Genomic DNA, 12,479 nt, shown 5'->3' on the forward strand with positions numbered 1-12,479 from the left:
AAAATTAACTAAATTCAAGATTTTGAGGCTTTAGAAGTCAATTCACTAACAACCAAAATGATTATAAAAGTAACATAAAACATTGGCTGTGTGATACCACATAGACCCACTAGAATTGCTTGCGTTATCATTGCAAGACGAACAATTTGATTGACTGCTACCTTACGTGCTTCATCCGGTAAAGGATAAAGCATGTCCATACGAAATTCACCGCTTGATAATAAAGCTGATTTTAATTGAATAGTTGTAGCGAAGCTCAATGCACCTGCGATAACCCATGTAACAACTGGGATATCTACAAAGGCTGCAATAACAGCTGAAATTACTGTTAATCGGAGCCATAAATAAAAATGATCATCTGTTCGGACGAATGTACGAAACACTAAGTACTTTTGGGCATTGTCTTTCTTGTATGCCACAAATTTATAAAGCCAATCAAGCCAACCACGACGACGGATACTACCTCGTAAATGTGGAACGTCCGTGAAATAATTAGCAAAGCGATAGAAACTCATCATGCGATTTTGTTCCAGCTTTACAAAATGCTCGTACGGAATAGGCTCACCTGCACATTTTTTTCTAAATATTACAATATACACACATCCAACTGCAGCAGCAACAATTGCTAAAATAAGCAGCATTTGAAGCGCCATGTACACAGTAACACCAAAAATAACAGCTCGAATGAGCCTGTCCACCCAAATCATTTGACCACGTTCACTATAACGATAGCTAAATTCACCTTGAACGCTCAAATACTTCAATATAATAATAAGTAGAAATACTGACCAAATTTCAGATGTTGTTAATTCAGTAACAGCCTTTAGTAAAGGGATGCTTACAATATAAACAATTGCCACAATCCAAACCTGTGACCAAAACGTCCACGCTAACGCCTTTTTAAAATACTGTGACATTTTCGATTCTAAAGGTAATAAATACACTTGGTCTGGCTCTCTCAATAGGGAAGTTGGACGACTAAATGCTAGTAAAATCCCCACTGCCACTGCAATTAAAACCTCTGCTGGAAAATCAGGCTGTACAATTTTCAGCCATTCACTATATTGATAGCCCCCTGCTCCAATAAGAAATACTAGTACAATCGCTATATGCCCCGTAAAAATAAATCGCATATATTTTTGCACTTCACCTATATAGTGCATAAAGCGAGAGGACCATACATCACGCAAGTTCTTCATGGTCGCGCTCCTTTGTCATTGCAATATATAAATCATCCAATGTCGCATGTGGCATCGCAAATGCCTTACGTAAATCCTCCATTGATCCTTGTGCTCGCACGCGTCCTTCATGCAATAAAATGATACGGTCACAATGTTTTTCAGCGGTTGATAAAATGTGCGTAGACATTAAGATAGAAGCGCCTTCTTTTTTCTTTTCATCCATCTGATCAAGCAAGGATTGAATCCCCAGCGGATCGAGTCCCACAAAAGGTTCATCAATAATGTAAAGACTTGGATTAACTAAAAAGGCGCACATAATCATAACCTTTTGACGCATCCCCTTTGAGAAATGCGACGGGAACCAATTCAATCGTTTTTCCATTCGAAATTCCTTTAATAATAATTGTGAACGAGCTGCAAGTGTTGCTTCATCTAGACCATAAGCCATAGCCGTTAATTCTAAATGTTCACGTAATGTTAGCTCATCATATAACACAGGTGTTTCAGGGATATAAGAAAATGCTGTACGATACTTGTCCGTATTTTCCTTTAACGTCACACCATTTAAACGTATGTCTCCTTCTTTTGGAAGCATCGTTCCGATGATATGCTTAATCGTTGTACTTTTACCAGCTCCATTTAAGCCAATTAAGCCAACAAGCTCCCCTTTTTCAATCGAAAATGATAAATCTTTAATAACCGGCTTTCTTGTATAACCACCTGTCACATGTTGTACCTCTAATACCGTCATGCCATCACTCCTCTTCTCGTTTATATTTTATCAAAAATTAGCAAATGATACAGTTATGAGTATGATAGAATGTATGTACATATAAAATAAGGAGGAATTTTCGAATGAGCGATTGCCTATTTTGCAAAATCATTGATGGATCCATCCCAAGTACTAAAATTTATGAAGATGAACATGTCTATGCATTTACTGACATTTCACCTGTAGCGAAGGGGCATACCCTATTAATTCCAAAGCATCACTGTAAGGACCTATTTGAGATGCCTGAGGAAGTAGCTCGTAATTTATATGCAGCTGCACCCAGAATTGCGAATGCTATAAAAGCTGCTTTTAACCCAATTGGACTTAATACGATTAATAATAATGGTGCTGCAGCTGGACAAACTGTTTTCCACTACCACTTACATTTTATTCCTCGTTACGATGAAAAAGAAGGCTTGGGCTTAAATTGGCAAACACAAAAATATACCCCAGAGCAATTATCTGACGTTGCGGAAAGCATTAAAGCTAACCTTAAGTAAATTCTGACTCACTCGAATTGTCAGAATTTCTTATTGCAATTTAAAGATTTATATCGTACACTCACAATTAAGTTTCGCTAACGGTCATGAGGACACGTTAGGAGACAAAAAAGATTAGCATAGTCGAGGAGAGATTAGAAATGAATACAAAGAATTTAGTATTAATGGCCCTTTTAGTCGGTGTTGGTGCTACACTTTATGTGGTCACACCAGGTATGGTAAACGGCATGAAGCCTGATTTCATGTTAACAATGATGTTTATCGGCATTTTCTTGTTCCCTACTGTTAAAGAAACGTTCTTACTTTCTTTAGCAACTGGTGTACTGTCAGGTTTATTTACAACGTTTCCAGCTGGTCTTGTTCCAAACATTATCGATAAAGCAGTAACGGGTTTTGTCTTTTTAGCGATCTTAATTGTGCTAAAAAAATTGGCAAGCAACTTTATAGTATCTGCTAGCTTAGTTGGCATAGGAACAATTTTATCTGGAACTGTCTTTTTAGCAGTAGCACTTTTTGTATTCAACGCAAATGTTGGTGCAACATTCGCTGTACTGTTTGTAGGGGTTGTATTACCTGCTGTAGCATTTAATGTCATTGCTTTTGCAATTATTTATCCTATAGTTGCAAAATTAGTGAAACGCTCTAAATTCCAAACAGCTATTTCAATTTAATAAAAGGTGCATACAATTAGAGAACACACCTTTATCTTCCAAAGAAACTAAACCGGGATTCAAAATCACTCGTTTAGTTTCTTTTTTATTTTTGTATATGTGCATTTCATGGTTTAATAGTAGGTAACACATGATAATTACAGGAATGAGGTAATCGATATGAAAGCAAAACCATTTTTATTTGGACTTGGAGCTGGGATCGTCGGTGGTACAATCGCTGTACTTCTTTCAACTCCTCAATCAGGGCAACAATTACGTGCTAATTTGCGAGCAAATGCTGAAAGCACAAAGGACAAACTTTTAGATGTAAAACAGCAAGCAGGCACAGTGAAACAATCTGTTCATTCGCTTACTAATGAAATAAAAAATAATATACCACTAATAATAAATGATTTAAAACAAACTATTACTACATTCACCGAAGAAATAGAACCTTCAAAAAATAACTTACAACAAGAAATAGAAGCATTACAGAATTCAATAAGCGAAATCGAGAAAAACGTTGCACAATTTACAGAAAAAAAGAAAAAACCGCAAGAAAAAGTTAGCGACTAAAGTCCTTTACAACTAATAAAAACTATATATTTTTATTAGTTTATATTGGTAAAATGTTATTTTTAAACCACTTTTCAATTTTTTAATTTTTCTAACTTTAAACTTTTTTCCTTTATTGCTATAATATTTTTAAAATGTTAAAGAAAGCAGTAGGTGATGGCTTTGTCAGAGGAATTGTACACTCAAAAAGAAGCGATGCTTTATAGTCAAAGAATTGCGCAAATATCAAAAGCCTTATGGAAAGCAGTTGAAAAAGATTGGCAGCAATGGATTAAACCCTACGATTTAAATATTAATGAACATCATATTTTATGGATTTCGTATCATTTAAAAGGGGCTTCAATTTCTGATGTGGCGAAATTTGGGGTAATGCACGTTTCCACTGCATTTAATTTTTCAAAAAAATTAGAAGAGCGTGGATTCCTTAAGTTTTCAAAGCGTGATGACGACAAGCGTAATACGTATGTTGAGTTAACAGAAGCAGGTACAGAACTTATTGTTGAAATGAATAGCAATTATCATAATACGTATCATTCTGTGTTAGAAGGTTCATTAGCTTTAAAAGACTTATACGGTCGCTTCCCAGAATTTTTAGATGTTATGGCTGTTATTCGCAATATATATGGAGAGGACTTCATCGACATTTTTGAGCGTTCCTTCCAGCATTTCCGTGAATCCTTTGACACGATCGAAGAACGTTCAACTGTAAAAGGATGAAAGTGAAACTATTAGGCTTTTAGCGTTAGTTGTTCGTAATCTAAACCTAATGGTCGTAAAAGCTTATAATTAAAGAGGTATTTCAGAAATATTTCTGAGATACCTCCTTTTTCTTGCATTCTAATATAAATCAATTTAAATTAAATAGACCATTCATATTACGGAGTTGATAATCATGCATTGTTGGAAAATATTAAATCTGGAACATCATTACGGAACAACGCGTATTATGATCATGTCTGTACTTGTTTTTTTTACTGTCTTTTCGCTTTCCTATGTGACATTTAATTTATTTAATGATGAGCACTATACCGATCGTTTGTTTTGGCTTTTTGTTATTGCTATTTTTGCAATCTACCCAATTCATAAATGTTTACACTTTCTAGCATTATATGATTTACGCCAACATTTAAAATTACGTATGCGTACCCAATTTTATGTTATTCCTGTTCTTCACATGCGTATACGTGAACCTTTATCGAAAAACCGTTATATTTTAGCTTTACTTACACCATTTGTTGTACTAAATACAAGCATTTTATTGGGTACACTACTATTCCCTGCGTATACCCATTATGGTACATTACTTTTAGCTTACCACTGTAGTCTATGTGTAATAGATATTCTATATGTAAAATATTTATTGAATTCACCTAAAGACTCCCAGATTGAGGAGACGCCTAAAGGCTATGAAATTTTAGTGCCACCTACTATTCACTAAATTGCTTGTACTTGTGTTTTATGAACGTTTTTTGTTATGCTATTAATATTGAAAGAGGGGAGGAATAGACTTGCTGTTAATGATTGTAGTTCTATTCTCGGTATTCTATTTATTTCAAATAAACCGCATGACTTATGCGCTGTGCATGCGACGTGAAATTCCCGAAGAAAACCAACCAAAAGTATTCCGAACTATAAATATACTTATTACAATTTTACTTGTCTCATTTTATATTGAAGTTTTATATGCAGTATAGTTAAAAAGAAAGTGAGAAGCGCCAGTCAACGTTCATAGGTAAATTGAACACATTATGTGACCACGCGATCTGATCAACGGAACGTAACTTCAAGCGGGCTGCGCGAATGCCTTTACATTGTAAAAAAAGCTAAGGATATTAAACCCTTAGCTTTTCGTCATTTTTATTAATTAGTATAGGAACGCTGCACCAACAATAATTAATAAAATAAATAACACAACTAATAAAGCAAAGCCAGAGCCTGAGCCGTAGCCACCGCCGCCACCGTATCCTCCGCTGCCCATAACTTCACCCCCTTTCTTTTCTATATCCTATGCGCTTGTAAATCTGAAATATAGGCTATACTCAAGGGGGAACCATTTTGTTTTTAAAACGTTTATGTTATAGTAAAAAATGGGACGAAACCATATAAGGAGAGAATATCCACTATGAAAAAGACAGTTTTATCTTTAACATTAGCTGCTTCGGTATTAGCACTTGGTGCTTGTAGCGGAGACGACAACAAAACAATTGCAACTTCGAAAGTAGGCGACATTACAGTTGCTGACTTTAACAAAACATCAAAAACTTTGGCAGGCTCTTCTATAATTCAACAGATGATAACTGAAAAAGTATTATCTGATAAATACAAAGTATCAGATAAAGAAATCAAAGAGGCCTATGACGCAACTGCTTCACAATTTGGTGATAGCTTTGCCGATGCGCTTGCTCAGAGCGGTTTAACTGAGGAAGGCTATAAAGAAGCTTTACGTCTTGAGCTTCTTTCAGATAAGGCTCTAGAAGATAAAGCGTTTAAAGAAGAAGATGTAAAAAAACATTATGAGCAAATGAAAACCGAGTTAAATGCTCGCCATATTTTAGTAGCAGATGAGAAAACAGCTAAAGAAGTGATTGCCAAAATTAAAGGCGGCGCTAAATTTGCAGATGTAGCTAAAGAATACTCAACTGATACTGGCTCTGCTCAAAAGGGTGGAGAGCTAGGTTGGTTCTCTGTTGGTGCAATGGTAAAAGAATTTAATGACGCTGCTTATGCCCTCCCTTTAAAAACATTAAGTGAACCAGTTCAAACAAGCTATGGTTTCCACGTTATTGAAGTTACGGAAAAGCGTGATGTAAAAGGTGTTGGCTCATTCAAAGATGAAGAAAAAAACATCCGCACACAAATGCTAGATAAATTACAGCAATCAGGTGAAGATAAACAAATTCTTAAAGATGTCGTTGCAAAATTGGCAAAAGATGCTGATGTAAAAACATCTGATAAAGAATTAAAATCTGCTATTGAAGCCCTTACTACAACAAGTGAGGAGCAAGCTAAAGCTGCTGAAGAAGCAGCTAAAAAAGCTGAAGAAAAAGCTAAAAAAGAAAGTAAAGACGACAAAGAAAAAGATTCTGAAAAATAATCTTACTAGTTGTTACTTTACTATATGAAAAAGGGTTACGCCGATACAGGCGTAACCCTTTTTATACAAAAATGTCTGCTAAATGAAGAAAAATGTAATCCCCAACCTTTGAATTTATTATATAGTCGGTTTATAAAACGATCGATTATCAAGTGGAAATAGTCTTTCTGTAAATTCGCCTGGCGCTGTTTTGCCTAATGCTCGTGTTAGCATGTTCATCTTCGCATCAATATTATCAATATAATGTAAGATTTCCGCTTCTTGAATCATCGGTTTTTTCGGGCTACCCCATTCTTCTTTACCGTGGTGAGATAGTACCATATGTTGCAATAACATGACTTCCTCGCCCTCGATTTCTAGTTCACTAGCAATCTTGGCTATTTCATTAACCATAATAGTAATATGACCAAGTAAATTTCCTTCAACCGTATACATTGTTGCAACAGGTCCTGATAATTCAACTACTTTACCAATATCATGTAGAATAATCCCTGCATATAAAAGATCTCGATTTAATGTAGGATATAAATCAGCAATTGCTTTTCCTAGTCTCAACATGGACACCATATGATCTAATAGACCAGATGCATAATCATGATGATTTTTCGTAGCGGCTGGATAGACTAAAATAGCATCCTGATGTTTTTTAATAGCTGCACGTGTAATTCGTGATATATTCGGATTTTTAATATCAAAGAAAAATTGCGTCAATTCTTCATATAGTTCTTCTTTTGGAGTTGCCGAGGAAGGAACTAAATCATTAATAGCAATTCCCTCCTCTGGTTTTGCAACACGAATTGCCTTGATACGTAATTGATTTTTGCCACGATAGTCATGAATTTCTCCACCTACTCGGACAATCGCTTCAGCGTGATACATTTTTTCATGATCTTCATTTGTATCCCATAGCTTTGCTTCAATATCTCCACTTTTATCTTGTAATAACAGTGACATAAATGGCTTTCCGACTGTGGTAACCCCTTTTGTCGCCTGTTTAATTAATAAAAATTGATCGACTGATTCTCCAACCTGGAGCGTCGTAATACCCTTCATGTTGACGCCACTCCCCTTTCATTTGCTAGTGCTCCTACATCGACAATTTGGTCTTTCTGCCAATGTTCGAGCATCGCGTCATGGCAAGTAAAATATAAAATTTGACGTTCATATCCTACTTCTTTCATTAATTGTACCATTTTGTCTGTACGGTTTCGATCAAAATGGACAAAAGGATCGTCCATAATAAACGGAAATGGAGCAGAGGTTATTAGCGTTTTTGCTAGTGCCATACGCAACGAAATATAAGCTTGCTCCTTTGTAGCCTGTGATAATTCTGCCATTTGATAACGTAAGCCAGAAACATCCTGTGCAACAAAATAGCCTTCATCGTTAATTAATAGCTTATCGTAACGCCCACCTGTAAACGAATTAAATATTGCATTAACTTCTGTCAAAACATGAGGTAGTTTTTCTTCTCTTAGGCTGAACAATGTTTCATGGATAGCAGTAGCCAATGCTTTTTTTGAAGCCCATTGTCCTATCAGCTGTTGCAACACTGATTTCTCTTCCTCAAACTGTTGAAGCAACTGGCCATATTTCTCGTCATTTAGAAGATTCTCCTTTTGGATTTGCAGTGTCGCTCGTTGTTCTAAGCAATGATCGATCGCTATCTGCATTGTTCCTCGCCCTTCTTCTAAAGTAAGCAGTTTTTCATTTAGCTGTTCCTCTTCTAGCAGTGATTGTTTGTTTTCTACATTTAGCGAGGCTAGCTGAGTCTGGATTGCTTGAAGTTCTGTTTTTATTTGTTGTTGTTGCTCAAATTGTTCATGTGCTTCATAATAGCCCTTCTCTGTTTGCACATTCGCAGCATTAAATAACTGAGTAATTTCAGACTCATAGCTGTCTATATGTGATTGCATTCCTTGCATTTTAGTCTGAAGACTAGTCAACTGCTCTCTTGCTTGTTGGGATATTTGTTGCTCCTGCTGTAAAGTAAGGAATGTAGTACGTAAATGCATAAAAATTTCTTGCTCACTATACTCTATCTTTAAAACTCGCTGTATCTGTTCTAGTAACTCGTCTTTCTCCGCTTGCACCATTTGCAAAAGCGTAAATGTACTCTTCTTTTTTGCTGCCAACTCTTGAGCACCACGAATGCGCATAAAAAGTTCTGGTAATAGTGTTTTCGGTATATTTCCCTCTAACCGATAGCGCCCTAAAAAATGGTGGAGCAACTGAGTAGCCTCTATACTTACCTGCTCAGCCCGTTGAATTTTATGTTCAAGTTTCACATATTGACGTTCTTTTTCTTGCTGTTGCTCATTTGCATGCAACAAGCGATCCTCAAATTTTTGTTTTTTTAGCAGGATAGTCTGAGCAATATTTTCCTCCTGCTCTAACTCACGCATTTGCTGACTCTGTTGTTTACTCGGCGCTTCATGAGCTTGTCTAGCAAATTTTAAATATACAATAATGATGAGTGACATAACCGCTCCTAAAACGATAACAGCCATATTTTTTTCCATAACACCATAGATACATGACAGTACACTTATGGCTAATACAATAAATATAAAAATACTTGGTTGTTGCTGTTTCGAGCGTTGTGACCTTCCATAACGCAATTGTTCAAGCTTTCTCTTACGCTGTGGCCACTGTGCTAAAATATGTTCTTCCTCCGTAGTTAATGACTCCTGTTGAAGCTGTTGTTGTAGTTGAGCATTTGTATCTAATTCTGCATGTAGTTGCTCTAACGAACGTAAATGAAATTTCAGCTCTCCTTCTGCTTCTTCCAATAGGCTTAACTGTTGTTGAAATTGTTCCTCTTGCTGTAATGATACGGTTTCTTCAAGCAAAATATCCTGCGCTGTTTTTTCCTGAACACCTAATAAACGGAACTGAGCTTCTATTTCTTGCTCGATTAAATACAGTTCATCCATTAAGTTCTGTTCCTTTACAACTAACTGATTCCATGTTGCTTCCTTGTTCACAAGACGAGACATCTCAGTAATAACTTGCTCGTCCAATGTTAATTGTAGCTTAAGTTGCAGTCCCTGATACTGCTCCTTCAGCTGCTCCATTTGCAGTGTTTCATGCATAAGTCGATCCTTTAATTGCTCATAGCGTCGGATCCCTTCTGGAGGAAACTGCACATGTTCAAAGCTTTTTTGCGTCTGTTCGAAAGACTTTTGCTGTTTTAGAAGTGGCATAGCCTGCTTCAGAATTGTGAGTTGCTGCCAATTTTGCTGCTGTGTTTTTTGCTGACTGTATAAGCCCTCTAGCCTTAAATCGAGCTGCTGTAATTGTAATAACTTATCCTCAAAGGTCTGAATATTACCTTGCTCTTGCTTAATCGTACGTTCTAGCTTTTTTAAATGCTCCAATTTTTGATTAATGAGTGGCACTTTGCCTGCTTTTTTAAAAAGCTCACTGGCATCTTTGTCCAACTTCTTTTCTAGAGACGATAGTTGTTGAATCCCAGTTGTTCCCGAGGCAAGTAACAATTGTGTTAGCTCTTCCTCTGACATTTTTTCAATGCCCTGTAGCTCGTGTAATGAAAAGGAGAAAATAGACTCAAAGGAGGCTTTTGAATAACCATATAATAGCTTTGCTAAAAGCTCTTCATGCCCCATTGTTCCGTCTTCTAAATAAACCGTAACATCTCCAGCTGCCTTTCCTTTCATACGCTCAATCGTACATTGCCCATACGTTGGATGCCAAATCGTCAGCTGACCACCGAATTTAGTCGATGCTTTCGGCTCATATTTACGTTGTGCCTGCTGCCTCGTAGGAAATCCAAAAAACATTTGTAAAATAAACTGTTGAATGGTCGTTTTCCCCGCTTCATTCATACCATAAAAAATGGTAACTCCTTCGCGTAAAGTAATGGTGATATTTTCATGCTTGCCAAAGCCATAAATTTGGATTTTTTGTATCGTTAGCATGTTATTCACGCCCTTTGAATTTCTTCTGCTAATAATTCTTGTGCGTCGTGTATTAAACTTTTAATGTCCTGCTCTGTTAAAGGTTCAATCAGCCTTGCACCGCCAGCATGTTGGTATAGTTCCTTTAAAATATCTTTCCATTCAGAAATATCCCATTCTTCCATTAAATTCATCACGGACTCAGTCGCAGCAGTATGCTCATACAATACGGACGATTGATGTAACACGAGCTTTTGCACCCAGCTCATTGGTTCAATTCCATCCTCGGCTTCTCGAACAGTTTCTAGCCATGCGTCAACTGTAGCATGTTCAAATAAAGATTGTGATTGTTCATCTATATTTTTCAAATGAAGTTCAACAACAGACGCCCCAAACTCTTGACGATTAAGCATCAACGCTTCTTCACATTTTTTAAGTAGCTCATTTGCATGAAACACATTCGTACAATCCACCTCTACCGTGTTATAAACAACAGCAGATGTCGGTACAAATTCAAAATCAGTAGAGGTTTGTGACAAAGTTACGTCATAGAAGCCCTTTATCCCCTGCTCTTTCCGATGTCTGCTTTGAATATTGCCTGGATAAACAATCGGTGGATTTTGATGTAAAAATTGTCGTTTATGAATATGCCCTAATGCCCAGTAATGATAGTTTTTTTCAAGAAGTTGATCTTTTGCGAAAGGAGCGTAAACAGCATGTGAAGTGTCGCTAGCCTCACTACCGTGAAGCATACCAATATGAATAACATGCTGGTCCTGTGCAACAGGATAACTATCAATCATGGATTTCGTTATATGCCGATCGCTATAGCTGAAGCCATAAATATTGACTTGTTGACCACGTATGTTTAATTGCACAACACTAGTTTCAGCTGGTAACTCATAAACATTGCTTGGCAAAGCAAAACGCGTCCAAGCACCATTTAAGTGATCATGATTCCCATAACTTAAAATGACAGGGATATTATGCTGAAAGAGTTTTTCCATAGCCTCTTGAAATCGTCTTTGTGCCTGTAAGCTTCGATTTTCACCATCATATATATCACCGACAATCAGTAAGAAATCTGGTTTCTCCTGAATAGCTTTCTGAATAATTTTATCAAAAGCTTCGAAAGTACTTGTTCGAATCTTTTTGAAATTTTGTTCGGGTAAACCAAATAAGCCCTTAAATGGACTATCTAAATGTAAATCCGCCATATGGAAAAAACGAATTGCTGACATCCAACCACCTCAAGTATTAAATAATCTATACCTTAACTTCATTCTTCTTCACTCGCAACGCAGTAAATTATTGAGTGCAACGGAAACGCCGATTTTATAATTTATCAATTTTTACATATCTCATTTTATAATGAGACATTCGTGAATCACGCCGAAACCGAATATTTGTTCTATTTTATCATAATTCCCACTAGATGAGAAATGTATTCAACAAATATTCATTATTAGTATTGCCTTAAACTTTCCACAACTTTCATAATTTATCGAAATATTCGCTAGTTTTACCGTGATGTTTATAAATCTTCTATGTATAATAGATATATATTTAAGTAAAGGGTGGGGTTTGTATGGAGAATTATCGCTTTACGGCTTTTGAAAAAACTGGGGAAACATTATTTGATGAAACTTGGACTTTTGAAAACGATGAGGCTGCAAAAATCAGCGGTTTACAGCAGATCGAAGAAAAAGGTGTTGCCAACAAAACTCATCGTCTTGTTAACTCTTCGGGTAAATTAATTTTGTTTCATGTCTAAAAACGGCTAGTA

The 12,479-nt window shown here is 36.4% G+C and carries 14 protein-coding genes; 8 read left to right on the forward strand and 6 right to left on the reverse strand.

Annotation, left to right across the window (positions count from 1 at the left end):
* Positions 1-14: 14 nt before the first annotated feature.
* Entirely contained in the window at positions 15-1,199 is a 1,185-nt protein-coding gene (locus AC3WSO_RS20680) for an ABC transporter permease (protein ID WP_492533342.1), read from the reverse strand.
* Entirely contained in the window at positions 1,183-1,932 is a 750-nt protein-coding gene (locus AC3WSO_RS20685; RefSeq protein WP_427492773.1) for an ABC transporter ATP-binding protein, read from the reverse strand. Before AC3WSO_RS20685 ends, AC3WSO_RS20680 begins: the two co-directional genes overlap by 17 nt.
* Positions 1,933-2,036: 104 nt before the next feature.
* On the opposite strand from AC3WSO_RS20685, the gene AC3WSO_RS20690 reads away from it, so the two are divergent.
* From AC3WSO_RS20690 to AC3WSO_RS20715, 6 genes are all read left to right on the forward strand, one after another.
* Positions 2,037-2,453, forward strand: coding sequence for an HIT family protein (locus AC3WSO_RS20690; RefSeq protein WP_492533343.1), 417 nt, complete (start codon positions 2,037-2,039; stop codon positions 2,451-2,453).
* 140 nt (positions 2,454-2,593) lie between these two features.
* Positions 2,594-3,124: a tryptophan transporter gene (locus AC3WSO_RS20695; RefSeq protein ID WP_492533345.1), complete on the forward strand. Its 531-nt coding sequence runs from the start codon at positions 2,594-2,596 to the stop codon at positions 3,122-3,124.
* A 159-nt stretch (positions 3,125-3,283) separates the two neighbouring features.
* On the forward strand, positions 3,284-3,679 hold the full coding sequence (locus tag AC3WSO_RS20700; protein ID WP_476427380.1) for a YtxH domain-containing protein: 396 nt from the start codon (positions 3,284-3,286) through the stop codon (positions 3,677-3,679).
* A gap of 156 nt (positions 3,680-3,835) precedes the next feature.
* On the forward strand, positions 3,836-4,396 hold the full coding sequence (locus tag AC3WSO_RS20705) for an HTH-type transcriptional regulator Hpr (protein ID WP_079563333.1): 561 nt from the start codon (positions 3,836-3,838) through the stop codon (positions 4,394-4,396).
* Positions 4,397-4,571: 175 nt separating this feature from the next.
* The gene (locus AC3WSO_RS20710) at positions 4,572-5,117 is read left to right on the forward strand and encodes a DUF3267 domain-containing protein (RefSeq protein ID WP_492533346.1); all 546 of its coding nucleotides are present in this window, start codon (positions 4,572-4,574) and stop codon (positions 5,115-5,117) included.
* Positions 5,118-5,187: 70 nt separating this feature from the next.
* Complete coding sequence (locus AC3WSO_RS20715) at positions 5,188-5,373, forward strand: hypothetical protein (protein WP_079563331.1); 186 nt, start codon at positions 5,188-5,190, stop codon at positions 5,371-5,373.
* Positions 5,374-5,543: 170 nt separating this feature from the next.
* On the opposite strand, the gene AC3WSO_RS20720 is transcribed toward AC3WSO_RS20715, so the two are convergent.
* On the reverse strand, positions 5,544-5,657 hold the full coding sequence (locus AC3WSO_RS20720; RefSeq protein WP_079563330.1) for a YjcZ family sporulation protein: 114 nt from the start codon (positions 5,655-5,657) through the stop codon (positions 5,544-5,546).
* Positions 5,658-5,801: 144 nt separating this feature from the next.
* Between AC3WSO_RS20720 and AC3WSO_RS20725 the strand changes: the two genes are divergently transcribed.
* Positions 5,802-6,773: a peptidylprolyl isomerase gene (locus AC3WSO_RS20725; RefSeq protein WP_492533347.1), complete on the forward strand. Its 972-nt coding sequence runs from the start codon at positions 5,802-5,804 to the stop codon at positions 6,771-6,773.
* A gap of 117 nt (positions 6,774-6,890) precedes the next feature.
* Here the strand turns inward: AC3WSO_RS20725 and yhaM are convergent, their stop codons facing one another.
* From yhaM to AC3WSO_RS20740, 3 genes are read right to left on the reverse strand one after another with little or no spacing between them, the layout of a single operon-like run.
* Positions 6,891-7,826, reverse strand: a complete 936-nt coding sequence (gene yhaM, locus AC3WSO_RS20730) for a 3'-5' exoribonuclease YhaM (protein ID WP_492533348.1) — start codon at positions 7,824-7,826, stop codon at positions 6,891-6,893.
* The gene (locus AC3WSO_RS20735) at positions 7,823-10,714 is read right to left on the reverse strand and encodes an ATP-binding protein (protein WP_492533349.1); all 2,892 of its coding nucleotides are present in this window, start codon (positions 10,712-10,714) and stop codon (positions 7,823-7,825) included. The genes yhaM and AC3WSO_RS20735 overlap by 4 nt, the downstream gene beginning before the upstream one ends.
* Positions 10,715-10,719: 5 nt before the next feature.
* A complete protein-coding gene (locus AC3WSO_RS20740) occupies positions 10,720-11,934 on the reverse strand; it encodes a metallophosphoesterase family protein (RefSeq protein WP_492533350.1) in 1,215 nt (404 codons plus the stop codon).
* 347 nt (positions 11,935-12,281) lie between these two features.
* Here AC3WSO_RS20740 and AC3WSO_RS20745 point away from each other — a divergent pair, with 347 nt between their 5' ends.
* Positions 12,282-12,467 carry a YhzD family protein gene (locus tag AC3WSO_RS20745; protein WP_079563325.1) on the forward strand — a complete coding sequence of 62 codons (186 nt, stop codon included), beginning with the start codon at positions 12,282-12,284 and terminating at the stop codon, positions 12,465-12,467.
* Positions 12,468-12,479: the final 12 nt, after the last annotated feature.

The organism is Lysinibacillus sp. EB106-09-02-XG168, assembly GCF_058791475.1.

What these genes read in the sequence shown, in the direction of transcription:
- AC3WSO_RS20680 (WP_492533342.1), bottom strand. Translation starts at nt 1,199, where the DNA reads ATGAAGAACTTGCGTGATGTATGGTCCTCTCGCTTTATGCACTATATA.
- AC3WSO_RS20685 (WP_427492773.1), bottom strand. Translation starts at nt 1,932, where the DNA reads ATGACGGTATTAGAGGTACAACATGTGACAGGTGGTTATACAAGAAAG.
- AC3WSO_RS20690 (WP_492533343.1), top strand. Translation starts at nt 2,037, where the DNA reads ATGAGCGATTGCCTATTTTGCAAAATCATTGATGGATCCATCCCAAGT.
- AC3WSO_RS20695 (WP_492533345.1), top strand. Translation starts at nt 2,594, where the DNA reads ATGAATACAAAGAATTTAGTATTAATGGCCCTTTTAGTCGGTGTTGGT.
- AC3WSO_RS20700 (WP_476427380.1), top strand. Translation starts at nt 3,284, where the DNA reads ATGAAAGCAAAACCATTTTTATTTGGACTTGGAGCTGGGATCGTCGGT.
- AC3WSO_RS20705 (WP_079563333.1), top strand. Translation starts at nt 3,836, where the DNA reads ATGGCTTTGTCAGAGGAATTGTACACTCAAAAAGAAGCGATGCTTTAT.
- AC3WSO_RS20710 (WP_492533346.1), top strand. Translation starts at nt 4,572, where the DNA reads ATGCATTGTTGGAAAATATTAAATCTGGAACATCATTACGGAACAACG.
- AC3WSO_RS20720 (WP_079563330.1), bottom strand. Translation starts at nt 5,657, where the DNA reads ATGGGCAGCGGAGGATACGGTGGCGGCGGTGGCTACGGCTCAGGCTCT.
- AC3WSO_RS20725 (WP_492533347.1), top strand. Translation starts at nt 5,802, where the DNA reads ATGAAAAAGACAGTTTTATCTTTAACATTAGCTGCTTCGGTATTAGCA.
- yhaM (WP_492533348.1), bottom strand. Translation starts at nt 7,826, where the DNA reads ATGAAGGGTATTACGACGCTCCAGGTTGGAGAATCAGTCGATCAATTT.
- AC3WSO_RS20735 (WP_492533349.1), bottom strand. Translation starts at nt 10,714, where the DNA reads ATGCTAACGATACAAAAAATCCAAATTTATGGCTTTGGCAAGCATGAA.
- AC3WSO_RS20740 (WP_492533350.1), bottom strand. Translation starts at nt 11,934, where the DNA reads ATGTCAGCAATTCGTTTTTTCCATATGGCGGATTTACATTTAGATAGT.
- AC3WSO_RS20745 (WP_079563325.1), top strand. Translation starts at nt 12,282, where the DNA reads ATGGAGAATTATCGCTTTACGGCTTTTGAAAAAACTGGGGAAACATTA.